The sequence below is a fragment of the Arthrobacter sp. P4_F11 genome (assembly GCF_056401395.1).
This window is the reverse complement of record NZ_JBFUJK010000027.1, coordinates 1-22,326: the sequence shown is the minus strand read 5'-3', so window position 1 is coordinate 22,326 and position 22,326 is coordinate 1. Positions and strand designations below refer to the sequence as shown.

Here is a 22,326-nt window from a genome sequence, read left to right as displayed (position 1 = left end):
GACTAAGGTGCCATATAGCGGACTGTTGGCGAGTTCCGTGAGAAGTGACTTGCGGATAGTCCCCGTGTCGCGTCCTACTTGAAAAAAGGCAAACCAGACCAAAATAAGCTGACTGCTCAAACGAGGGTCAAAGTCACCGCTCCGCCACCTGGAAATCGTTCGTTCTGAGACTTCAAAGGCAAGATAAGACCCGACGGCTATGTCTTCCTCGCCGAAGCCGTATAGATGGCTCACGCCCACATGTACGGCCAGCATGGCCTCCTCAATCGGGGACAGTGGAGTTCCGTGATCGAGGTGATCTTTCTGTGCTTCGTTCAATGGCTGGCCATCCATTAACCTGATGGCCATTGCGTGGAGCCACATTGCTCGGCGCTTCTGGAAGATGCGACTGCTGTCATGTTGGGTACTTTGAGTCATAATTGATGATAAACACTTTTAGAATACGACCAGTGTGGATCGCCACGATTTGGGGGAATTTGTGGAACCGGCTCGCAGCAGTTTGAAACACGATATTCGAGTGCAATGAGGTTGGGTTCCGGTCTTGTACCTCCTTCCATACGCCCTGCTATTTCTATGAGCGCCGCCGATTCCTGTGGGCTTCACAGGTGCAGGCGGGACGTCACACGGTGGTGGCGTCCCAAAGTGACATACACGGGGAACGTGAAGGGATGATGAATGCCCAAGGATGTCGACCAAGGCTGACTGGAAAGTGCTCTTCGATGCCTGTCATGGGCGGGCCGGCCATCCCGGACCGTACTCGTTCATAGGTCCATCTCGCTGATGAGCTGGTCTCCGCGGTGGGCGTCGAAACGGCGAAGAGACGTTCGATTACCCCGTGGCTCCCTCCCGGAGATGTGCCCGGCTACGTATCGGGCGTCCTCGCCCACCAGCGCCAGCGTGGCCGAGGCGTGCCCGGTCAGCCACGGCAGCTTCACGGCGTACAGCCCGGCAACCTCAGTGACGCCGCGGGAGAGCCGGGGGTAGTTTCACTCGTCCAGCACCGGGATGTCCAGGAAGCTGAAGTCCAGGCCGTAGCCGGTGGCCCAGATGACGGACGTGACGTTCTCCGCGTCCAGGTTCAGCCGCGCGCCGTACTCCTCGGGGAGCCGGGGATCGTCCTGGGACGGTTCGGCGGCCGCGTCAATGCCCCCCGCCTCGATGTACGCGTCCGCCATCAGCTTCAGGCGGTGGCCGAACCCGGCCTCCACCATGTCCAGACGTCCGGGCAGGTCGTCGCTGAAGGCGAGTACGCCGTCGTCCGCTCCCTCAAAGCGGCCGTGAAGCCGCACGCCCGGCTCAGTTCCCGCAGGTGTATGCTGTGGCGGCCGTCGTTGCCGGAGACAAGCGGATTGCACATAAACCGGGCGGTGGGGGAGAGGGCCTGCGCCACCTAGAATCCCCTGATGCACCCTTCTCCAGGACCACGTTCTCTGCCGTGAAGCACCCGCCGGTGGTTTCCACGCTGAAGCGGTCGCCCGCGCTGGCGATCCGGGTGGCCTCGGTGCCCAGCTGCACCGGCGCGGCGATCTGTTGCGCAGTTGCAGAACAGGTCAATGACGGCGTCGCGGGGGAAGAAGGCATCCGGCTCGGGACCGTCGTCAGCCCCGGCAGCCTGAACGAGAAGTTGGGCGTGCAGGTAGAACGAGTCCCACCGCTCCTGCCACGCCCCACTCAGGGCATCCCGCCGCTCCAGCACCTCGTGCTCCACACCGTGCCGGGCCAGCCAGTAGCTCATGGACAGCCCCGCCTGCCAGGCCCGCTTGCAGGAATTCCCTCGCACCGAAGCGGCGCGGGCTGGCCGGCTCCTTAAGCGCCGAAGGTCCGGTTCGCCCAAAAGTGCGGGACACTGGAAGTCCCGAACCACGAAAGCGCGTCACCTTGATTAGTCTCCAGCACCATGCCGACGGTCTCACCCGGCTGACTCCATGGGACTGAGCGGGGCCGCCGGCGCCGGCCAGCTCGATCCGCTGCTGTATCCGTGGGACCCGCCCGCGGTCTCGGGTGTCATGGACGGCAATGAGTTCCGGTCCCTTGAGCTTTCAGCCGGACTGGATGAGGCCCTCGCGCAAGCCGGCGCTGCACCGCTGGAAGCCCGTTCCCTGGTGGTCTCCATCGGCTCGAATTCAAGCGCCGACGTGATGCGGCGGAAATTCGCCAACTACCGCCAGCCCGTCAGCACGGTCCTGCCGCTGGTCCGGGGCCAACTCCACAACATCGCCGTTGGCCACTCCGCCCACGTGAGCAAGGCCGGATACATCGCCGCCGCCCCGTATCCGCTGATGGGAGAGAGCACGGCCGTCTGGCTGTCGTGGCTGGACGATGTCCAACTGATGGCCCTCGACGAAACGGAGCCCAACTACCGGCGGATCCAGCTCGACGGCGACGCCTGCCCGCTCGTGGCGGACCACGGGGAACGTCCGGAGGAGTTTTCGCTGTTCACCTCGCGCTGGGGCGTGCTGACCGCTGGCGACGGCGGGAAGCTTCCCTTCCTAGACCAGCCTGCCCTCTTCGGGCTCCTCGCTGGCAGCGGCGCCGGGGACCTCCTGGAGGTGGGAAAGTCCGTGTTCGACGGGCCGCCTGAGCTTGTTGCCGAGCAACTTGCGCTACCCTCGGTCCAGGCATGGGCCAGGGAATGGTTCAGCTTGACCGGCCTCGCTGCACCGGTGGACTTCGACGGGCCTTGCGCGGGGTAGCCGACCCTCTTGAGCGTCGCCTTCACCGGGCGGCAGCGTCGCCTTCACCGGGCGGCGATGTTCCCGGCGATGTGCTGCGCAATGTTCTCGGCCTCGCGGCCCACGCCCGCCACGATGGACGAGCCGTGCCCCGTCAGCAACGGCAGCCCGACGGCGTACAAGCCCGGGTGTTCGGTGACGCCGCGGTGGTGCCGGGGGTAGTTCCATTCGTCCAGCACCGGGATGTCCAAGATGCTGAAGTCCAGCCGGTAGCCTGTGGCCCAGAGCACGGATGTGACGTTGGCGGCTTCGAGGTTCAGCCGCGCCGGCTCCGAAGGAAGCCAGTCGTCCTTGCGCGGCGGCTCCGGCTCCGGTGCCGACATGCCGGTGGCGGCAATATAGCTGTCGAACATCGGCTTCATCCGCTGGTAGAAGGCCGCCTCGACCAGGCCCAGGCGTTCCGGAAGGTCATCACTGAATACGAGGTCGCCGTCGTCGGCTGCTTCCAAATGGCCGTGCAGCCGGACGCCGCGCCGGCCGAGGTCCCGCAGGTGGATGTCGTGGCCGCCGTCGGCGCCGGACACCAGCGGGTTGCAGGCGAACCTCGCCGCGGGGGAGGGCAGCTGCCCCACGGTGAGGCCGTTCAGTCCGTAGTCGGGGCCGAATTGTGCAAGCTGCATCATCCAATAGAGGAGGTCCTGGCCGCGGTACCGGCGCGGTGCTTCCGGGCACGTGGACACGGCCTGGTGGATTTCGCGGCCGACGGCGAGCAGTTCCTCGGCGATCTGGCCGCCGGACTGGCCGGTGCCAACGATGAGCACGGCACCGTCGGGCAGTTGGCCCGGGTTGCGGTAGCTGTCGGTGTGAAGTTGCAGGATGCGGCTGGGCAGTTACGCCGACAGCGCGGGAATTTTCGGCTCCTGGTAACCGCCGGTCGCGAGCACCACGTTCCGGGCCCGCCAGCTGCCCTGGGTTGTGGCAACGTCGAAGCCGCCGCCATCCGCGGGCGCGATACGCGCGACATCCGCACCCGTCCGGACAGGAGCATCGATGCTCTCCGCATAGTGCCGGAAATGGCCGATGAGGTCATCTCGCAGCATGAATGCCTCCGGGGCGGGGCCGTCATACGGCATGCCGGGCAGCGCGAGCGAGAAATTCGGCGTGTTCAGGCAAAACGCGTCCCACCGGTCCTGCCACGCCCCGCCAAGCGTTTCGCGCCGTTCCAGCAGCTGATGTTCGACGCCGGCCCGGCTCAGCCAGTAGCTCGTGGCCAAGCCGGCCTGCCCGGCCCCGATGATAAGGGTGTTGACGCTTTGCGGAGCCGCAGGTCGGGCGGCTGCTTCGGGGGACGGCATGGCTACTGCCTGGCGGCCTCTGTGGTGCGCGCCTTCAAGGGCACGCTTGCGACTTGGGCAGACGCCCTCTCCGCGTCGGTCACCGTCAGTGTCTCCATGGTTCTCCTCCCGTAGCTAAAGGGCAGGGCTGGATTTGTTGGCAGGATATGCCCGCAGCGTCGCCGCGTACAGGTGCCCGACGACGGCGGGGGGCCGCACTGCCGGCGGCAGCCGTCGGAGCACGGGATAGCCTGGACATTGTCCATGCCGGGTGCCGCTGAATAGTGCCACATGTAACTTTGATTTATGGGCGTAAGGGACGGTGCAGCACGGCACCGAGCTGCCATGCGGGAGCGTGGCTTCCGGCAGATTCAGATGTGGGTTCCGGATACGCGGACAGAGGAGTTTAGGGTCGAGGCCCGGCGGCAAGCACTGGCGGTCGCGGCCGCCGACCATGCCTACGACGACCAAGATTTCATCGAACAGATCGCGGAAGACTGGCCGGAGTGAATCGCGGTGAGCTGTGGACGGTCTCGGGGGGAACATATGCGCAGAAACCACGGCCAGCACTCATAATCCAGGACGACCTGTTTGCGGCCTCGGAGTCGGTCACGCTTCTGCCCCTAACCACTCACCTGACGGATGCCCCGCTGCTGAGGCTGACCGTTGACCCCGGACAGCTCACCGGCTTGACGCAACACACCCAGATCATGGTGGACAAGCTCACAACTGTGAGGCGGGCCAACCTTGGGCAGCGGATAGGCCGAATAGATGCCAAGACCATGGTTGCCGTTGAGCAGTCCCTTGCGGTCTTTCTTGGGCTGGGGCGCTGACCGGTTCAGCCACAAAGCCGTTCCCGAACCAAATCCCAGCGGATCAGCTCCTGTTCCAGGCGGACGGCCGGTCCGTAGGTGTCGTTGCCAAGCGCTTCGTAAAGCGCAGCCTCATCCGGCGTCAGCCTGGTCAGCGCAGCCCGCGACGGTGACGCCTCGTTGCCCCAGGCATCCCTGTGCGAGAGGAGTGTTTCCGTATCCATCAGCACGCTCTCCACATGCGGGTGCACGGCACGGAGCTGGTCCAGGATCCGGAAGCCGTGGGTGTCAATGTCGCCCCAGTAGAAGATCGTGCAATCACGCAGCCACGCCGCATCCCGCAGGGACGAAAAGCCGTAGCCGGCTCCATAGAGGGCCAGCGTTCCGGGACGCTCCGGCAGGGCAAGGAAATTGACCTGGTTCTCCGTCGCAATCACGGTTTCCACCGGCAGCTGCAGCGTGCTGAAGGCTTCAGCTGTGACCGTGATATCCCGGGCGTCGCCCAGAGTGGGCATCCCCGGATCCAGGACGCGGAACCGGACGAGCTCAGGCGGATGCAGGAACCCGTGCCGGCGGGCGAACCGTGCCGCCGGAGTACGGCCGCCACCGTCGTCCAGGGCAACTTCCGGCTCGACCGGCTCCACGGCCGCCTCGGCGTCGGCTTCCACGTCGCCAACCTCGGAGAGGGGAGCGACGGCGGCCAGCAGCTGGTCTACGACTTGCCGGTGGCGCTCAATGAATTTCGTGTGCACGCCGGGCAGCCCCAGCTGCCGGACGTAGATTCCCGGCGCGGGATTGTCCCGAAGCCACAGCGCGGCCCGAGCCGCCGTCAGGGAATCAGAATCCAGTTCGAGCAGTTTCAGCGGGCGCCGCGCAGCCCAGTCCAGCAGCAGCGGATCCAGCTCCCCGAGGCCCGCGGCCAGCTCCCGGAACCGCGCCGCCTCACGGGACTTCCCGACAAAGCCGATCTCGTCCTCCACGGCAGCGAACACTGCCGCGGCCGGAATCCGGTTGGAGCCCACCGTGCGGCTGCCCACCTCCACTGTTTCCAGCTCGTACGGGCCGGCCCCGGCGAACAGCTCAGCAGCCCACCGATGGGCCGCAGCGTAATCGCTCAACAGGGCTGCCGCCGTCGGACGTTTCAGCGAACGGCGGCGCGGGTAGGCTCCGGATGGTTCCAGCAGCTCCCGTAGCAGGGCGCCGCTGTTCCACGCCTTCAGTGACTGCGCCCGGAGTCCTGCCAAGGTAGTCCAAGACTCCGCGGGGAAGTCCCTTCCCAAACCTCGCAAGCTCGGCTCGGTGCCCTCGGGACGCCGCTTAGGCACGCCGGTCCCGTTCGTCGCGGTATTCCTGGATGGTCATGTTGCGCAGCTGGGAGTCGTCGCCGTTGGTGTTCGCCACGAATCCCACGTGCGAGACGAACGGCTCGATCACGTGGATCTTCTGCAGCGGTGTGACGATCAGCAGCTGCAGGTTCATGCGCTGGAACAGCTGCAGGCCGTAGCGCGCGGACTCGTCGGATCCGCGGCCGAACGCTTCGTCGATCACCACGAACCGGAAACTCCGGCCGGGCTTCTTCCCGGCCGCAGCCGCCGACGTACCCCCGGCCGCCGACCCCAGCCCGAACTGGAAGACCAGCGCCGCGGCGAGGATCGTGTACGCCAGCTTTTCCTTCTGGCCGCCGGACTTGCCGCCGGAATCGGTGAAGTGCTCGAACTCCTCGCCGGTCTCGGTCCACTTCTCCGAGGCGGAGAACGTGAACCAGTTCCGCACGTCGGTTACCTTGGCCGTCCACCGCTCATCCAGCGTGGTCAGGCCTTCACGCCCGCGGAAGCGCTCGATCAGGCGCTCCACCTGCAGATACTTCTGCTCCGAGTACTGGTCCTCGTCGCCGATGGTCCCCTCCGAGCACGCCCGCAGGTCCGACATGAACTCGCGCACGTCCTGGTCCGAGGTGTTCTGGTGCTCCAGCTGGATGTGCCGGCCCGGGTTGTACTCGATCCCGGCCAGCGAATGGTTGATCTCGCCGATCCGGGTCACGATGTCCTGCCGCCGGCTGTCCAGGAAGGCGTTGAACGCGACCACCTCGTGGATGGTGTTCTGGTTCAGCGACTCCTTGAAATGGGCCTCGAAGCGGGGAAGATCGTTGCTGACCAGCTGCTCCAGCCGCCGGGTGTAGTCCGGGGCGGCCTCGAGGGCGGCGTCGATGTCCGTGGTCTCGGTGGGGTACTTGTTGCGGAAGTCGGCCATCAGCCGGACTGTGCTTTCCGCGGCCCGGGCAATGCGCTTGGACAGGGCATCAATCATGTCCGTCAGCCCGGAACGGACAGAGCTCTCCGCCGTGCCGGTGTTCTTGTACGTCAGGGTCTTGTCGCCGAGCGCCGCGGTGGTGAGCTGTTCGACGGCGGCCAGCACCCCGCCGTCGTGCGTCAGCGGTGTCTCCGCGAGAATGCCGCGGCATTCCTCGATCGCCTCCGCGATGTCCCTGCCGTCCTTCTCGTTGGCGCCCAGGCGTTCACGCAGCTTGCCGGCCTTTTCCTCGAGCCGCTCCAGCTCGGCGGTCACCGCGGATTCCTTGGCCGTGAGCCGCTTCAGTACGTCGCTGGCGGTCTCCAGTTCGAGCTTCTCGGCCTTGAGCTCTTCGATCCGCCGGGCCGTGAGCTGCCAGCTGATCTCGCCGAAGTCGGCCACCCCGCGTACGATACCGAGCTGCTGGTTTTGCCTGCCCAGATCGCCCAGGGAGGCGTTGACCTTTTTCAGCTGGGTCTCCGTCACCCCGAGCTGGCCCTTGACCTCGTCCTGTTCGGCGAGGAAGCGGCTGATCTTGTCGTGGTTGTCCCAGCCGAGCACATAGTTGCGCCGGTCCGTCAGCTCCCGCCGGTCGTCCTTTTCGTGCCTGCCGCGGACGCCCTTGAGCTGGCCGTTGACGGTCAGCGCCTTCGGGTAGCGGCGGAAGTCCTCGAGGGTGTCGCAGCAGACATGGTCGAACCGGGTGGCGAGTTCATCCAGCAGGAAGTTGCGGAACGGCGTGCCCGGCTTGATGGCGATCTTCGTGGCCAGCGTGCCCGGCTCCGCCGTCCTGGCCGCCGGGGATTCCCCGATCCGCAGGTAGACCAGCCGGCCGCGCAGATTGTTGGCATCCACCCAGCTGCTGACCGCCGCGTACTGATCGGCCGGGACCAGCAGGGACAGCGCGAAACCGTGCAGCGTGCGTTCCGCGGCGCCCTCCCACGCGCCCTCGCCGTCGCGGACCCGCAGCAGTTCCCCGGCGTACGGCAGCGCCGCTTCCGTGATTCCGGTGCCGTCGCACAGCCGACGGCGGAGCTCCAGCTGGGGGAGCGGCAGCAGGTTGGGGCGGGACTGCAGGCTGCGCAGTTCGGCGCCGATCTCAGTGAGCCGGGCCGTCTGTTCGGTGCGGGTGATGGCCCACCGGGTGCGGCCGTCCTGGAGCTCATCGGACTGGGCGCCGAGCTGCGATTCGACCTCACCGAGCCGGGCCCGGTTCGCGTCGAACAACACCCGATCTTCCGGGGGCCGGAGTCCGAGATCCTTCGCTGCTGCACCGTAGGTTTCGAAGCGCTGCCGCTGGGTCCGGGACTGGTCAGTCAGCCGTGCAACGTCAGCGTCGATGGCCGCCAGCCGGCCGCCGCCGTTGGTGCGGATGTCCTCCTGGATGGCGGAAAGCTCGTGCCGCTTCCCGGTGATTTCGGTGCGCTGTTTTGTGCTGTCCTCCTGGAGTCGCTCTCCGGTGCGTTCCAGCTCCGACTGGTGTTCCAGGCTCAGCTGCAGCTTCCGGTCCGTGAACCAGGGATGCAGCTGGCGGCGCTGTTCGCTGGCCTGGTCGTACTCGTGGCTCAGATTCGCGTGCTGGGCGGCACCCTCCCTGATCGGCGTCAGCAGGGTGATCTGGTCCTTGGCCCGGAGCACCGCGTCGTGGGCCATCTTCAGGTCGTCGAAGTGGTGGATGAGGTTGCCGATACGCTCGCCGACCTTGTCTTCCTCCAGCATGTTGGTGCGCACGAAGGAGGTGATGTTCTCCACCTGCTTCATGGACACCGTGCGGTGGAACAGTTCCATGGCCTGGTTGCCGCTGATCCCGAACTGCCGCTTGAACGCTGCGGCGTAGGGCTCAAAGCTGTCATGGACGGCGACACCAGCGGCGCGGAGTTTCTTCTTCAACTTCGCGGGGTCCTGCCCGAAGTTTGAGAAGTCCGCAGCGATGGACTGGTCCGCCTCAGCCAACGAGTAGAAGCGGCTGGGTTGACCCGCTTCCTGGGTGGCCCACAGCGTGATGGCCAGGGTGACCGACTTGTCCAGCACGGCATTGTGGAAGACGGCGAGCACCACGGTCAGGGCGCCGGTCCCACGCAGTGCCACCGGCTTGGAGTACTCGCCGCCCGTGCTGCGCGTGCTCTTGTGGAAGCCGCGCACGTACGACGTCAGTGAGCGCTCCTTCTTCTGCGCGCCGGCCGCCTTGTTGTACTCGATCCGGTTCGCGGGCAGCAGCAGGGTGGTGATGGCATCGACCACCGTCGACTTACCGGAGCCGATGTCACCTGTGAGCAGGCTGTTGGCACCGTCCATTCGGAACGTCAGCACGCCCTGGTGGAACGTGCCCCAGTTCAGCAGCTCCAGACGGTGCAGCCGGAAACCGGGGGGAGTGCCGCCGTCGTCCGTCGTTTCCTCCAGGCTGAACAAGGTGTCCTGCAGGTCAGCGGTCACTTGGTGTCCTCCTCCGCTGCGGTTGACCCGCTAACCGGCGTCCCAGCGAGAGTGGCACGGTAGTCTGCCAGCCGCGCGTCGAACTCCTCCAGCCACTGGGCGTCCACGAACGCCTTGAGGATGCGGACCACCTCGTACGTACCCGGCTGGCCCTTCAGCCGCCGCAGGAAGCCGAGTTCCACCACCTTCTTGATGTCGGTGGCGAGTCGGTCCATGGTCCTGGCTTCGTTGCTGGATTCGGGCAGGAAGACGGCGACCATGTCCGCGATGTCCTGCTCGGTCATGATGAGCCGGAGCTCGCTGCTGTTGGTGTCGAATTCCAGCATCCGGCCGCGCAGGAGGGCCAGCAACAGGCTGACGTTGAAGGTCAGCTGCCGCCGCGGAATCAGCCGGGGGAGATTGCTATCGGGGTCCTCGCGCGACTTCAGGAATGCGTAGCCCTCGGATTCGTCCAGGATCAGGTCCAGACCCAGCACGGAAACGTAGTCGCGGACCTGGGAGGACAAGCCCAGCAGCGACTGCCAGAGCTTCTCGTCCCCTTCGGCGTAGAGGACACCTTTGAACAGCCGTGTGACGACGCCGGGAAGTTCCTCGCGTGTGCGGAGTTCCGTTTCTGCAGTGGCTGGGGAATTCGCTGCCGGGTTCATGCTGGCCTTCCGAAGATGATCTGTTCGAGGGTCGCTTCGCGAATGCTGCCGTCGGACAGCTGCCAAGCGATTTGTTGGGAGGCCTCCGGGTTGATGCTCGCCCAGTCCGACTCCGTGGCCAGCTGGTAGTAGGTCACAATTTCCGCCAGGCCCTGCGAGACGGGGTAGGCGGCGGTGACCTCCGCGAGGGTGGTCTGTTCCGCTTCGGCGAGGACTGCGTCGATATTGGCCTTGAGCCGTTCCTTGTCCACGTGGAACTGGCTGAACAGGGCGCCGGCGTCCACGTCCGCGTCGTCGGCCGTGAGGACGTCGTCGTCCACCATCACCCGCCGAGTCGGCTCATACAGCGGCCGTTCGAAGGGCAGCGTAATGTCCACTGACGGGGCCGAAATGGTCATGAAGTCCCCCGACGGCGGCTGCTCCCGGGTGGCGAGGGCGCCAGACTCGATCCTCCGGATGAGCTGCATGATGCGCTTGTTCTCAAGGAACACCTTGTCGTCGAGCAGCCGGCGCATCTGCTGGGACAGCTGGCGGACGGTGCCCTGGGTCTGTTCGACGGCGGGCAGCCAGTCCTGGTGCAGGTTCACCACGGAGTGGAGGTTGTCCGCGTGGGCGAGAGCCTCGATCTGGGTGGCGCGCTGGAGGAGTTCCTGCAGTCTTGTTCGGGATTCCGGGGACATGAGGTAGTCCCAGAAGCCCTGGAAAGTACGCCCCTGCAGGGAGCTGCTGATGTCCTGCTGGTTGGCGAAGATCGATTCCAGGAGCTCGCCCTGGGTGCCGTCCCAGGTGGCGATCTGCTCGCGGACCTGGCGGTCCAGCTTCCGGAAGTTCTGTTCGACCTCGCGGAAATCCGAGAGGAGGTCCTTGGCCAGGGCGGTCAGCTGCTGGAAATGGTCCAGTGCTTCCGGGCCTGTCATGACGCGTATGTTGCCGTCCCGGATCCGCTGCATCTCGGCGTCGATCCCGTCGCGCTGCCGCTGCAGTTCGGCGAGCCGCACTTCGGGATCGGTCTCCGACTGCTGGACCAGCCGCTCCAGGACGGCAAAGATGCTGGTGAGCCGGGACTGGGTGGCCACGAAGTCGCGTCCGCGCAGGCCCTCCACCCAGCGGACAACGTCTTCCGCGGCCGCGGTGAGATCGTAGCGCGGCTCGTCCTGGCCTTGGATGTAGTACTTCCGCAGCCAGGCCCTCTCGGGGGCGGCCCAGTCGTCGAGGTACTCCGAGGCCTGACGCGGAAACTTGTCCTCGCCGTAGGCATCCCGCAAGCCGAAGAGCACATCGTCCAGGCTGTCGATGAGCTGCTGGCGGCCTAGGTTCCGCTGGTTGGGGCCAGTGAAGGCGGCCATGAAAAACGAGATGGCGAGAGGCGCGTTCTGGGCGCGCAGCAGGGACCAGCCTGCATGGCTTTCGCGCAGGGCGTTGATTGCGTAATAGTCCATCCGGTCCTCGTGGTGTTGCCCGCCTCACGTCCTACGTTCACTCTAAAGGGCGCCGCGGACATTTTCTGCGGACAAGGAGTTGCAACGTGGGCCGGCAGATAGCAGATGGCGGAAGACAGCAGGATGTCGCTACTACGGGAGAGACTGCCGTTCCCCGACGGCGACCGCATCCTCAGCCGTTACGTACGTCCGCCGTCGTCGTTCCAGTCTTTCCTGCTGGCCTGGCGACGGGATGTGGGCGGCTTTCGCGCGGTTGCAGCTGCTGCACGCGGCGACGAAGTTCCGCAGGCTGGTGGATCCGCCCTTGGACCACGGGTAGAAATGGTCACCATGTTCCGCAGGACGGGAACAACGGCGCCGGAAACCGGCCTCCATCTCGCACTGGCCCTCTGCCCGCGACATGCCTTCGCGGCGCTGCTGGCGGCTGAAGCGCCGGACCGGATCGCGGCGCTTCACGTCCCTCGCCCGGATTACCGACGCGCTAATGGTCAGGACGACGGCGAGTACGCCGGGAAGCGCGACGGCCGCCAGCACGCCGTCGAACATTCCAGTAAAGATGGCCGTGACGGTCGTGGGTGGTCGTACCGCAGTTGCTTTCCCGGAACGCGCCACGAGCGACAGGATGGCAGCGGCGAAGATCCACACCGTCAAGGCGGCCATGGCCAACCGGAGTAATTGGCGCGTCCAGTAGATGCGTTTCAATTCAAGCATTTGGTCTCCCCCATAAAGACTCCGGAAAGATGAAGACGGGCGTCCCGCTCGCTGAGACAGATCGTACCTTCGCTGGCGCTACGGGGAGCCGGTGCCTCTTCAAGCGGGGCGTTTCGCCGAGGGTGTTCTGGTTCAGTGCGGACTGCGCTAGCTTTTTTCTATGGCCACGGGCAAGCAACGGTGCTCCGCCCCCTGCAGGAATTTCTACTCAGAAGGAGGGGGAACGGTCATGAATCGACGAAACAAAATCTTCTTTGGTGTGATCGTCCTGTTGCTGGTGGTTGGCGGGGTGACATTATTTGCCCTCGACAACACCAAAAGGAACGGGGCCGCGGAGTACAACCCGCAGATCAACCCGGCAGATTTCACCACCGAAATCACCAACAAATACTTTGCGCTCCCTGTCGGCAAGAAACTGACGTACGAGACCACCGAGCAAGGAAGAGTCACCGAGAGGATCGAGATCGAAATACTGCCGGAGACGCGGACCATAGACGGTGTTGAGACGGTGGTCTATCTGGACACGGAGTACAAGAGCGGGCAGCTCGTAGAGGAAACCCGGGATTATCTGGCGCAACACAAAAACGGCGACGTCTGGTACTTCGGCGAGGACGTGGACAACTACTCGAATGGAATCTTGGTGAACCACTCCGGCAGCTTTCTCCATGGAAAAGACGGCGCAAAAGCCGGGATCTGGATGAAGGCCGAGCAGCGCGTCGGCGACTCCTACAAGCAGGAATTTTACGTTGGCCACGCGGAAGATATGCGGGACACTGTGGCTACCGGCGAGACCGTCTCCACGAAATCCGGCACCTACACCGACTGCATCAAGGTCTACGACTGGACGCCGCTTGAAAAGAACTCCCGCGAGTACAAGTATCACTGCCCCCAGATCGGTGCGCTGGCCCTCACCGAGGACCTGGAAACCGGCAGCCGGTCAGAACTCGTGAATGTTGTAATGCCCTAAGTCTTGCTACTTCTTGGGCCGGGGCTTCGAAACCTTCGGTTCCTTCGGCGGCAGTCCGGCCACGTGCTCAAATGCTTTCGCCACCCAGGCCTTGGCTCGCGCCTCATCGCCGTCGCCCTCGGCGTTCCAGACTTCCGGCAACCCGGTGTAGCCGCCCATGGGGCGCTCCGGCGGCCCGAACGGGACGGTCCGCTCGGTGCCTTCCAGCATCTCCTTGTCCGCCTCGGCCAGCTTCACGCCGATGGTGGGGCCGAACAGGCCGGCGAACATGTTGCCGTTCACGAAGGCGCCCAGGTTGCCGAACATCGGCTTGACGACCACCTCGGGATGGTCCGGCAGCACCGAGCGGAAGTGCTCCTTGTCGGCGTCGGACGCTTTCGGCATTTCCATGGGTCTTCCTCCGGTAACTGACGATCGCGGGCTGGTCTTCCTGCAGGATATGCCCGCGGCCGGGCACGGCACAGGCAGGGCGCGCAGAGGGCTGGCGCGGTGCCCGGCGGGCTGCCGCGGAGGGTGGCTCGACGGGGTTGTGGTAATTGGTGTCCGGAATCTCCTGTATGGTTGATCCTGTTGTTGTGTTTATGCAGTTCGTAGTTCAGGCAGTACGCATGGTCGAAAGCCCATGTTCTTCTGAAGCAGCGGTTTTGAGCACCCCAAACAGGAGGACCCGAAAGTCGGGACAGTTCCTCCACCTTCACGAAGGACAAAAATAATGGCTACTGGTACCGTCAAATGGTTTAACGCTGAAAAGGGCTTCGGCTTCATTTCCCCCGATGACTCCTCACAGGACGTTTTCGCACACTACTCTGCGATCAACTCCTCCGGCTTCCGCTCCCTCGAAGAGAACCAGAAGGTCTCCTTCGAAACCGAGCAGGGCCCCAAGGGTCCCCAGGCCACCAACATCCAGGCTATCTAATTTCCTTTTAGATACCCGGGACCGTTAGGTTTCGAGCAGGGCCCGTCTTCGGACGGGCCCTGCTTTTGTTTAACCCACCCGTGCTTCCAAGACAGGCACGACGACCACGGCGCGGCACCGCCGTCGTCCGCCCGCCGCACTCCTCATGCCGGCCAGGGCTCCCGCGCCGGGTCCAGCACTACAAATCGGCAGCTAGTCGTCCCGGGGGATGAGGATCCACAACGCGACATAGACGAACTCACCCACACCGAACAAGCCGAAGAACATGAACCCGAGCCGGACAAATGCCCGGGGGACTTCGAAACGGTCGGCCAAGGCAGCGCACACGCCTGCGAAGATTTTGCCGCGTCTGGGGCGAACCAAGGTTGCTGACATTTCGCTACCGTAGCACCAGGCGCCCGTCCAGTCAGCAGTGTCTTTCGCCCCTGCCGCCCAGTGCCACAGCACGCGCCGCAGCTGATCAGAGCTGCCCACGCCGCGCCAGGTACGTGTTCAGCGCCGGGTTGTCGATGTCCTTGGCCAGCCACGGAATGGTCTCCGCGGCGGCGGTGTCGCCCAGGACCGCCCGGTGCGAGTGCGCCCGGACCACGAGTTCGCGCAGTGCGCCGCGGCTGGCCATGGTGCCCAACCGGTCGGCGTAGTCCCCGGCGGCGGGGGAGCCGGCGTCGATCGCGACCTCGGCGGCCGTGTCCAGCAGCCGCGCCCGGTACCAGAGATACCAGGGCGTGGTGTCGAGCCCCCGCTTCAGCCAGGATTCGGCCGCGGCCTGATCATTCAGCGCCATGCTGAGCCGGGCCTTGGCCCCCGCGGCCAGGGTCAGGTAGCAGTGGTCGCCGGCGACGTCGGCCATCACCCACGAACGGTCGATCAGGGGAGCAGCGTTCTCCAGCCGGCCTGCGGCGAGGAACGTCTCGCCGCGGAGCCCGGCGACAAAGGGTTCGAACGCCGTCCAGTGCTCGGCCGCGATCAGTTCCTGGGCCCGGTCCAGGCATTCGGCCGCTGGCTCCAAATCCCCGCGCAGCAGATGCACCCGGCCGGCCAGGGCCGTGCTGAACGCCAACAGACGGCGGCCACCCACGGCGGTGGCGAGCCGGCTCGATTCGGCCAAAGCCGCCAGCGCCTCGCCGTAATGCGCGGTGTCCGAAGCCGCCATGCCCTGGATGGCCAGGATCCTGGAGCGTTCGTCGTCGAAGCCGTCCGCCGCCCGGGCCGCCTGCTCCAGCCAGCCGGCCGCACGGTCCGGAATGCCCCGCTGCACGGACAAATAGCCCAGCTCCCGGTACGCGGCCGCCGCCACCCGCGACGCCGGCCGCCCGGGGTTCCGTCCCCCCGACGCCAGCGGCTCCTGGTCCAATCCTTCCGACTTGAGCGCCTCTGTTCGTAAAGCCCGGTGCAGGAGATCGGCCACCTCGGCGCCGCGGCCGCCGGCCTGATGGATCAGCGCCCCGGACAAGGTGACCAGCGATTCGGCGAGCAGATGGTGGTCGCCGGTCCGTTGCGCGATCTCGGCTGCGAGGCGCAACTGCTCCAGTCCGCGGTCCACCGAGCCGGCCGAGAGCGAGGCCTCGGCGGCATCCAGGTAGGACCGCACCGCCGCCGAACTGGCCGGCAGCCCGGGCTCGGCCGGGGGCGCCGCATCTGCCAGTGCCCGGCGCACCTCCGCGGGCACGCCGAGCCCGAGCTCCCGGCGGTAGAGCTCGCGGCACTTGTCGGCCTGTTCCCGCGCCCGCCGGTAGTCACCGAGGGCGAGCAGGGCCTTGATCAGCACGGCGTGGCAGTCGGCGTTGAAGGGGTCCAGGTGCAGCGCGCGGGTGGCGAGGTCGACGGCGTCGTCCGCCCTTCCGGCCGCCAGCGCGGCGAGCGATGCCTCGTAGAGCAGCGTCAGGACAGAGTTCTCGAGCCGGTGCCGCTGGTCCTCCAGCCAGGACTCGAAAGCCGGGCATTCTTCGAAGGCGAGTCCCTCCAGGAGTTCGCCGTCGAAGGTGCGGGGGTCTGCGCCGCCGGCTGGTTGCAGGGCCGCCAGCACATCGCAGTTCCAGCCGGCCGGCAACACGAGCCGCAGCGGGTCGCCGCCGACCGAATCCGCGCCGAGGGTCCGGCGCAGCTCGGAGAGGTTCCAGCGCAGGGCGCCGAGGGGGTCCTCGGCATCGGGGAACAGGAGAGCCGCCGTCCGGGCCCGGCCGGTGCCGCCCGGTTGCAGCGCGAGGTAGGCCAGCACAGCCCACGCCTTGCGGCCCCGGGGCTGCCGGGGTGCGGTGCCAGCGGACTCGATCCGGGGCGGACCGAGGAGCCGGATCCAAGTCTCGGCCATAAGAGTCATGCTACGCCGCTGGTGGGGGAGCGGGAGGGGCAGACGGTGAGCGTGAGGCGGGAGAACGACGGCGCCCGGCCGGCGCGGGATCGGAGCCGAAGGGAGCCGGAAGCGGGCGGAAAAACCACAGCGGAAAATGCTCACACGGTGGCTCACACGGTGGGTGCGGAAACTGGACATGTCCCCACAAAAGGACCGGAAACCTGAACCCCAGCCGCAAAACCAAACCCGCACCGATCGCCCGGGATTCCGGCCCAACAAACCTGATTCATCATCAGCCCCAACAACCAGCTCCATCACTCGCCCGAGGTGCTCTTCACATGGAATTTGCCGCTCTCCTGCTCGCCGGACTCCTGGTCTTCGCAGCCGTCGCCACCATCGTCGCGGTCGTCCGCGACGGCCGGGGCCACACCCCTCCCATCCGGTCCACCCGCCCCTGGATGGCAGGCAACCTGCCCAGCGAATCGTACGCATCCCTGCGGTCCCTCCAGGGCTGACTGAATCCCGGCAGCCACACGCCAGTATCCGCACGGGCCTGACCCCCGCCTCCAGCATGGAGGCGGGGGTCAGGCCCGACGTCGTGCGGTGCCGTGTGGAGTTCTGCGCTTCGTGGCGGCGTGCTGTTATCGCCGCGTCCGTTCACGGGGCCTGCGCAGCCCCGGTCTGAGGAGGCCGGTCTTTTAAAAGGACCGTCGCGGCGATTGCGGTCCCAAATGCGAAGAGGACCAACGGTGTTTGGAAAATCGCGCCCATGATGGCGAACCCTGCATCGGCTATTGGCTTCGACGCCGAAAATAAGCATGCAGCGTCGATGGCCAATGCGGCCGCGTAGCCGACGAAGAAGAAGACGAGCAGCGCAGGAGTCCTGTAGGTCTTGGTAAACGCCCTAACCGCGAAGTCGTAGATCAGGTATTTGAGTCCGATGATGGAGGGCGCGAAGGTCAGAACGTAGAAAACGTCCACGTCCTCCGGAAATTCGGCGAGCGGAACGTTCGCGGTGCCTTGGTACATGCCGGCTGAGTGGAACCAAAAGCCCGCCAGCTGGGCAGCGACAAGCAGGGCAGCCGCGGCGCCGTACCGCAGCAGTACCGTTCCACGCCGTGTCATTCGGATTGCCATGGCGTCAGTATGACAGTGCCCGTCAAGGGCTTCCGCTCGAAGACTGGGGCCCGGGCCGGCGTCGTGATCGCAGCCTATGTTTCCCTGCTGAGACTGGCGCCATGAAGGTTCCGTGGACGTAGCCGGCGCTCTTGAAATCTGAAGAGTGCCGGATGTCAGATGGTCTCAGACAACCACACCGGAGGAGGTCGCCATGACGGTCGCTTTCAACCACACCATCGTCTACGCAACGGATAAGCGGCGGTCGGCGAAGTTCCTGGCCAACGTGCTCGGGCTGCCGGAACCCCAAGCCATCTGGTCCTTCATGACCGTTCCCCTTGACCACGGGGTGGCCCTCGATTTCGCCACGGCGGACCGGCCCATCGCCCCGCAGCACTACGCCTTCCTGGTCAGCGAGGAGGACTTCGACGGTATCTTCGCAAGGATCCAGGCCGAGGGCATCCCCTATTGGGCGGACCCGGGACGGTCCCGCCCACAGCAGATCAACCACAACGACGGCGGACGCGGCGTCTACTTCGCGGATCCTGACGGGCATTTCCTTGAAGCAATCACGCGCCCGTACGGATCGGGTGCTGTTTGACGTCCCAGGTTCGCCGTCACGGCCACCGGGACCGCAAAAGGAGCCGGCCGTCCGAAAGCGGATCCGCGAGCAAGCACCGGCCTCCGCGGGACCGCCTAGATCGTTGCGCGGCGCGAGGGCATCGGCGAGGATGGACGCGATTCACCGTGCTGCGAAGAAGGAGTCGACGCGAATGACCAAGTATCTGATCTCGTTTCCGAGTGCCGCCATGGTCTTTCCTGACGAAGAGCTGCAGGCTGTTTCGGATGCGTCGCACGCGGTCGTCCAGGAGGCGAAGGACGCCGGCGTCTGGGTATTCGGCGGCGGCATCGATGAGAGCATCCCGCCCGTCATGGTCGACGGCGACGGGACCGTGAGCGAGGGCACTTACCCGCAGACGACGCAGCTCGAAGGCGGCTACTCGGTGCTGGAGCTGCCCTCCTACGATGCGGCCTTGGAGTGGGCAGCGAAGATCGCGGTCGCCTGCCGTTGCGCGCAAGAGGTGCGCGCTTTCCAATACGACCCCGCCAGCTAGAGGATGCTGCTCATTCTGGAGGCCGAGCTCCGCGCCCAGGGGATCACGGCCCATGTGACTGCTCCACCGGCTGACCTCTCACTCGACGGCACGCCAATCTGGCGGCCTCCCACCGAGACCGCCATGCACGCGGGAGCTGACGCCAGGACGCCGACGAACGAATAGCGGCAGCGGGAGACTCTCGGAGTACCGTTGCCCGCCCCGGACGGGCGGGGAACACCGGCGTCGTCGGTCAAGTGTCTAGACACCCGCAGTGGCGCGGGAGCATCCTAAACGTGTGCGCGTTTCGGGAGGAGAGCCGGCAACGGGGCGGGGGAGTTCCCGTCCCGGCTGGGGGGAATCCGGGGGAACCGGTGGACCGCTGGCGGCCCGGATCCCACTTTCCAGGCGTGCGGACACGATCGGCGAGGGAACCGGGGACCAGATCATGGACGAAACATCCGATACGCGGCAAAGGCTGTCCAACCGCATCGACGAGAAGCAACGGGACCTTCAGTCCTACCTCGGCAGGGAACGGCCACGGCGCTCCCGGCTGGCCAGCATCAGCATCGTGGGCAGTGCGCTGGCCGCTGCGTTCACGGTCGGCCCCGCCGCCGGTGGCACCGGGTTCACTGAAGCGGTGGCGAACATCTTCAACCTGGCCGACGACTCGATTGTGTGGCGCGGACTGTGTCTGCTGGCGGTGATCTGCTCCGTTGCGGCGGCGCTGGCGACAAACTTTGCCACGTCCCGTTCCGTGGCGGACCGTGTGAGCGCAGCCGAGACCGCCAGCGCCCAGCTGGAGGGGCTGCAGGTCTCGCTGAACTTCGGTCACATCGAGATCGACGAGGCCGTCAAGCTCTATCAGCAATACGCCACGCAAGTGGCGTTCGTGGAGGCATCTCCGGCGCGGTGAGCTGTTCCTTCAACCAGCGTCTCAGCAGACAGCAGAAGCGTTCGGGTCGCCCTGCAGTTACCCCTGCAATCCAGTCCCTGTTTTCAGCCCTCCAGAATCAGCTCGACTTCCACGTCCACCTCATCGCCGGCGCGAATGCCGGCCGCGGTTCTAATGGCCTTCTTGACGGGGAGGAGATACGAGTTGGTCCTGCTGTCCGGGAAGAGCGACGTCCGCCACCGCTGCCCGGCGATGCAGGCCTTCACCTTCAACGAACCGAAGCCCTTCCGGAACGGAGCGGCTTGGTCCTTGAACTGCTCCGCCAGGTCTGGCGGCAAGGTGATGAAGTGCCAGCCTGCCTGCTCGGGGTAGTGCCACAGCTCGGCTCGGAACGCGTACGACGTCGTCACGCTCTTAGTGTGGCACGGTCCAAAGGTCGGCCCGGTGAGTGCCGGCCTGCCCAGAGATCGTTCCATCCTGTCAGGGTGGCAGTGCCATAGCAGGGAGTGAATAGCGCGGCGGAAGCGACTAGTGCTGCCCCGAGGCTGTGGTCCCGAACATCAGGGTCCGTCGCGGCACATCGTAAAAGACGGTCGCCGACGCGGAAAGGAGCGCCTGCAGGTTCTCGGCATCCTGCCCGTCCAGTGTCAGGAGCTCTTCCCATGCCCCTTGATCAAGGACCAGCTGAAGCGTCCAGGTGCCAGGCTTTCCGGGGTCGCCCGCCACCCAGCTGAACTGGTAATGGCTGACCTGACGGACTTTGATGCTGTCGTCAGTCAAAGGCTGTTTAGGTGTCGGGGTCATGGTCTCCTCCTGAACACGCCGCGCCCGTTTTGGTGCGACCGCGCTATTGCCGTTAAGCAAAATATAGGCCCGGGGCGAAGCTTCATCCAGACCCCTGTCCCGCATACCGTCTAGGGTCACCTCCATGAACAGCGGCCCTTCCCCGAGCAGCCTGACGCTGTGGGGAAAGACCACCCGGTTTACGCGGCGTTCGCGCCGGAATACGGCGATGGACTAGGGCGTGGGGCTGCCGCCGTTGACGTTGAGCGTCTCGCCCACGACATAGCTGGACTCCGCGGATGCCAGGAACACGTAGGCCGGGGCCAGCTCTGCCGGTTGGCCGGCCCGGCCAAGGGGAGTGTCCTTGCCGAACTCAGGCAGGGCCTCCGTCGGTTGCCCGCTGCTGGGCTGGAGCGGCGTCCAGATGGGCCCGGGTGCGACCGCATTGACCCGGATTCCCTTCGGGGCGAGCTGCTGGGCCAGACCCTTGGTGAAGTTGTTGATGCTGGCCTTGGTGGTGGCGTAATCAACCAGCGTCGGCGAGGGGTTGTAGGCCTGGATGGAGGTGGTGTTGATGATGGCGGACCCGGGCGGCAGGTGCGGCACGGCGGCCTTGGTCAGCCAGAACATGGCGTAGACGTTGGTCTTCAGCGTGTGGTCGAACTGCTCGTCGGTGATCTCACCGATGTCCTCCTGCGCCACCTGCTTGCCGGCGTTATTCACGAGGATGTCCAAACCGTCCAGTTCACGCACCGCAGTGTCCACCAGCTCGCGGCACGTCGCCGAGTCCTTGAGGTCACCGGGAACCTTGATCGCTTTGCGCCCGGCTTTCTCGATCAGGTTCGCGATGCGGGTGGCGTCCTCCTCCTCTTCGGGCAGGTAGGAGAGGACGACGTCGGCGCCCTCGCGTGCGAACGCGATGGCCGTGGCGGCGCCGATGCCGGAGTCCGCTCCGGTCACGAGCGCCTTGCGGCCCTCGAGCCGGCCGGTGCCGCGGTACGTGTCCTCGCCCAGGTCCGCCTTCGGGGTCAGCTTGGCATCCAGGCCGGGTTCTGGCTGGCTCTGCTTCGGGGGTGAGATGTGTTCGTACGCTGTTACCGGGTTTTTGAAGGTGTACTGATCCGTCATGATGCTCCTCCGGATGTTGGGGTCTCAGCGCGGACAATGCGCACTCCACGCACATGCTAAGCATGCTTACAATCAACCCTAGCCAGTGCGGCGGTTCCGGCGCAACGGACCTGGCGGCTAGGTAGGGCGGGCAGTCGCCTGGAGGCGGCTGCTCGCTGGGAGGTTGCACGGCTCCTCTCTGTCAGGCGGAACCTGCGGCGTGTGACCCACTCCATAGAAGCCCGACGGCGGCCGGCTGGCTCTTGGGGGCGGCCGGGGCTGCCGAAATCCGCGCGGACCCGGGGAATGTGACGCCAGGGGACGCCTCAGGGGGCCGATTTGTGCAGGGTCCTCCGGGCGTGTAAAGTAATTCGAGTCGCCGCCGCTGATGCGGAAAGAAAGCGACCGACCCCCTTCTAAACGGCCTGAAAATGGTTCGCGAATTTGCGTGCTAAATAACGGCGGGGACCTTCTTGGATGAATGTAAGTCGCTGAAATGCGAATTTGCAAAGACTTCCAAGATCGGGTAAGTTTGAAAAGTTGCTCCGGAGCGATCCTTGACTGTTTGTTTGGTTGTGGTGGTGCCGGGTGTGTCTGTTGTTTGAGAACTCAATAGTGTGCCAAGTTTGTTGATACCAATTTATTGTATTGAATTGGTTGAATTTGCCGGGCCCGCCACCCCGTGGTGTGGTCTGGTGTTTTTAGCTGGTTTCAAATTTTGTGCAGCGTGTGCATCCCGTTTTCCCGGGGGCGCGTGTTGTGTCTGTTTTACTTCAACGGAGAGTTTGATCCTGGCTCAGGATGAACGCTGGCGGCGT

At 65.3% G+C, this 22,326-nt stretch carries 23 protein-coding genes and 1 pseudogene; 9 read left to right on the top strand and 15 right to left on the bottom strand.

Annotated elements, in window-relative coordinates:
* Together AC1DRO_RS20510 and AC1DRO_RS20505 are read right to left on the bottom strand one after the other, a co-directional pair.
* Positions 1 to 417, bottom strand: a 417-nt coding sequence (locus AC1DRO_RS20510) for a hypothetical protein (protein WP_476952243.1), incomplete at its 3' end; no start/stop codon positions are given.
* A gap of 569 nt (positions 418 to 986) precedes the next feature.
* On the bottom strand, positions 987 to 1,289 hold the full coding sequence (locus AC1DRO_RS20505; RefSeq protein WP_476952242.1) for a hypothetical protein: 303 nt from the start codon (positions 1,287 to 1,289) through the stop codon (positions 987 to 989).
* Positions 1,290 to 1,925: 636 nt separating this feature from the next.
* On the opposite strand from AC1DRO_RS20505, the gene AC1DRO_RS20500 reads away from it, so the two are divergent.
* Entirely contained in the window at positions 1,926 to 2,693 is a 768-nt protein-coding gene (locus tag AC1DRO_RS20500; RefSeq protein ID WP_476952241.1) for a hypothetical protein, read from the top strand.
* A gap of 44 nt (positions 2,694 to 2,737) precedes the next feature.
* On the opposite strand, the pseudogene AC1DRO_RS20495 reads toward AC1DRO_RS20500, so the two are convergent.
* Positions 2,738 to 4,027: pseudogene (locus tag AC1DRO_RS20495) on the bottom strand (flavin-containing monooxygenase).
* A 285-nt stretch (positions 4,028 to 4,312) separates the two neighbouring features.
* Between AC1DRO_RS20495 and AC1DRO_RS20490 the strand changes: the two are divergent.
* Both AC1DRO_RS20490 and AC1DRO_RS20485 read left to right on the top strand, forming a co-directional pair.
* Positions 4,313 to 4,516, top strand: a complete 204-nt coding sequence (locus AC1DRO_RS20490; RefSeq protein ID WP_476952240.1) for an antitoxin MazE-like protein — start codon at positions 4,313 to 4,315, stop codon at positions 4,514 to 4,516.
* Complete coding sequence (locus AC1DRO_RS20485; protein WP_476952239.1) at positions 4,513 to 4,839, top strand: type II toxin-antitoxin system PemK/MazF family toxin; 327 nt, start codon at positions 4,513 to 4,515, stop codon at positions 4,837 to 4,839. Before AC1DRO_RS20490 ends, AC1DRO_RS20485 begins: the two co-directional genes overlap by 4 nt.
* Before the next feature lie 5 nt (positions 4,840 to 4,844).
* On the opposite strand, the gene AC1DRO_RS20480 is transcribed toward AC1DRO_RS20485, so the two are convergent.
* From AC1DRO_RS20480 to AC1DRO_RS20460, 5 genes are all read right to left on the bottom strand, one after another.
* A complete protein-coding gene (locus AC1DRO_RS20480; RefSeq protein WP_476952238.1) occupies positions 4,845 to 6,062 on the bottom strand; it encodes a Wadjet anti-phage system protein JetD domain-containing protein in 1,218 nt (405 codons plus the stop codon).
* 73 nt (positions 6,063 to 6,135) lie between these two features.
* Complete coding sequence (locus AC1DRO_RS20475) at positions 6,136 to 9,540, bottom strand: ATP-binding protein (RefSeq protein ID WP_476952237.1); 3,405 nt, start codon at positions 9,538 to 9,540, stop codon at positions 6,136 to 6,138.
* The gene (locus AC1DRO_RS20470; protein ID WP_476952236.1) at positions 9,537 to 10,187 is read right to left on the bottom strand and encodes a DUF4194 domain-containing protein; all 651 of its coding nucleotides are present in this window, start codon (positions 10,185 to 10,187) and stop codon (positions 9,537 to 9,539) included. The genes AC1DRO_RS20475 and AC1DRO_RS20470 overlap by 4 nt, the downstream gene beginning before the upstream one ends.
* A complete protein-coding gene (locus AC1DRO_RS20465; protein ID WP_476952235.1) occupies positions 10,184 to 11,626 on the bottom strand; it encodes a DUF3375 domain-containing protein in 1,443 nt (480 codons plus the stop codon). The genes AC1DRO_RS20470 and AC1DRO_RS20465 overlap by 4 nt, the downstream gene beginning before the upstream one ends.
* Before the next feature lie 132 nt (positions 11,627 to 11,758).
* Positions 11,759 to 12,337, bottom strand: a complete 579-nt coding sequence (locus AC1DRO_RS20460) for an HNH endonuclease (protein ID WP_476952234.1) — start codon at positions 12,335 to 12,337, stop codon at positions 11,759 to 11,761.
* Between the two features lie 229 nt (positions 12,338 to 12,566).
* Here AC1DRO_RS20460 and AC1DRO_RS20455 point away from each other — a divergent pair, with 229 nt between their 5' ends.
* Complete coding sequence (locus AC1DRO_RS20455; protein ID WP_476952233.1) at positions 12,567 to 13,304, top strand: hypothetical protein; 738 nt, start codon at positions 12,567 to 12,569, stop codon at positions 13,302 to 13,304.
* A gap of 6 nt (positions 13,305 to 13,310) precedes the next feature.
* On the opposite strand, the gene AC1DRO_RS20450 is transcribed toward AC1DRO_RS20455, so the two are convergent.
* Positions 13,311 to 13,694 (bottom strand): TfoX/Sxy family protein, encoded by a 384-nt coding sequence (locus tag AC1DRO_RS20450; protein ID WP_476952232.1) that lies wholly within the window; start codon positions 13,692 to 13,694, stop codon positions 13,311 to 13,313.
* Positions 13,695 to 14,016: 322 nt separating this feature from the next.
* Between AC1DRO_RS20450 and AC1DRO_RS20445 the strand changes: the two genes are divergently transcribed.
* Complete coding sequence (locus AC1DRO_RS20445; RefSeq protein ID WP_011690916.1) at positions 14,017 to 14,220, top strand: cold-shock protein; 204 nt, start codon at positions 14,017 to 14,019, stop codon at positions 14,218 to 14,220.
* Between the two features lie 192 nt (positions 14,221 to 14,412).
* Here AC1DRO_RS20445 and AC1DRO_RS20440 read toward each other — a convergent pair whose 3' ends face one another.
* Together AC1DRO_RS20440 and AC1DRO_RS20435 are read right to left on the bottom strand one after the other, a co-directional pair.
* Complete coding sequence (locus AC1DRO_RS20440) at positions 14,413 to 14,595, bottom strand: PspC domain-containing protein (RefSeq protein ID WP_028275253.1); 183 nt, start codon at positions 14,593 to 14,595, stop codon at positions 14,413 to 14,415.
* Positions 14,596 to 14,680: 85 nt separating this feature from the next.
* The gene (locus tag AC1DRO_RS20435) at positions 14,681 to 16,531 is read right to left on the bottom strand and encodes an AfsR/SARP family transcriptional regulator (RefSeq protein ID WP_476952231.1); all 1,851 of its coding nucleotides are present in this window, start codon (positions 16,529 to 16,531) and stop codon (positions 14,681 to 14,683) included.
* A gap of 320 nt (positions 16,532 to 16,851) precedes the next feature.
* Between AC1DRO_RS20435 and AC1DRO_RS20430 the strand changes: the two genes are divergently transcribed.
* Positions 16,852 to 17,028 carry a hypothetical protein gene (locus AC1DRO_RS20430; RefSeq protein WP_476952230.1) on the top strand — a complete coding sequence of 59 codons (177 nt, stop codon included), beginning with the start codon at positions 16,852 to 16,854 and terminating at the stop codon, positions 17,026 to 17,028.
* 142 nt (positions 17,029 to 17,170) lie between these two features.
* Here AC1DRO_RS20430 and AC1DRO_RS20425 read toward each other — a convergent pair whose 3' ends face one another.
* Positions 17,171 to 17,650 carry a hypothetical protein gene (locus AC1DRO_RS20425; RefSeq protein ID WP_476952229.1) on the bottom strand — a complete coding sequence of 160 codons (480 nt, stop codon included), beginning with the start codon at positions 17,648 to 17,650 and terminating at the stop codon, positions 17,171 to 17,173.
* 193 nt (positions 17,651 to 17,843) lie between these two features.
* On the opposite strand from AC1DRO_RS20425, the gene AC1DRO_RS20420 reads away from it, so the two are divergent.
* The 3 genes from AC1DRO_RS20420 (at position 17,844) to AC1DRO_RS20410 (ending at position 19,639) form a co-directional block, all read left to right on the top strand.
* Positions 17,844 to 18,230, top strand: coding sequence for a VOC family protein (locus AC1DRO_RS20420; RefSeq protein ID WP_476952228.1), 387 nt, complete (start codon positions 17,844 to 17,846; stop codon positions 18,228 to 18,230).
* Between the two features lie 172 nt (positions 18,231 to 18,402).
* Positions 18,403 to 18,744 (top strand): YciI family protein, encoded by a 342-nt coding sequence (locus AC1DRO_RS20415; protein ID WP_476952227.1) that lies wholly within the window; start codon positions 18,403 to 18,405, stop codon positions 18,742 to 18,744.
* 427 nt (positions 18,745 to 19,171) lie between these two features.
* A complete protein-coding gene (locus AC1DRO_RS20410) occupies positions 19,172 to 19,639 on the top strand; it encodes a hypothetical protein (protein ID WP_476944462.1) in 468 nt (155 codons plus the stop codon).
* Positions 19,640 to 19,722: 83 nt separating this feature from the next.
* Here the strand turns inward: AC1DRO_RS20410 and AC1DRO_RS20405 are convergent, their stop codons facing one another.
* From AC1DRO_RS20405 to AC1DRO_RS20395, 3 genes are all read right to left on the bottom strand, one after another.
* Positions 19,723 to 20,028 (bottom strand): DUF1905 domain-containing protein, encoded by a 306-nt coding sequence (locus AC1DRO_RS20405; protein ID WP_476952226.1) that lies wholly within the window; start codon positions 20,026 to 20,028, stop codon positions 19,723 to 19,725.
* Positions 20,029 to 20,146: 118 nt separating this feature from the next.
* Positions 20,147 to 20,422, bottom strand: a complete 276-nt coding sequence (locus AC1DRO_RS20400; RefSeq protein ID WP_476952225.1) for a hypothetical protein — start codon at positions 20,420 to 20,422, stop codon at positions 20,147 to 20,149.
* A 213-nt stretch (positions 20,423 to 20,635) separates the two neighbouring features.
* The gene (locus AC1DRO_RS20395) at positions 20,636 to 21,529 is read right to left on the bottom strand and encodes an SDR family oxidoreductase (RefSeq protein ID WP_476952224.1); all 894 of its coding nucleotides are present in this window, start codon (positions 21,527 to 21,529) and stop codon (positions 20,636 to 20,638) included.
* Between the last annotated feature and the right edge of the window lie 797 nt (positions 21,530 to 22,326).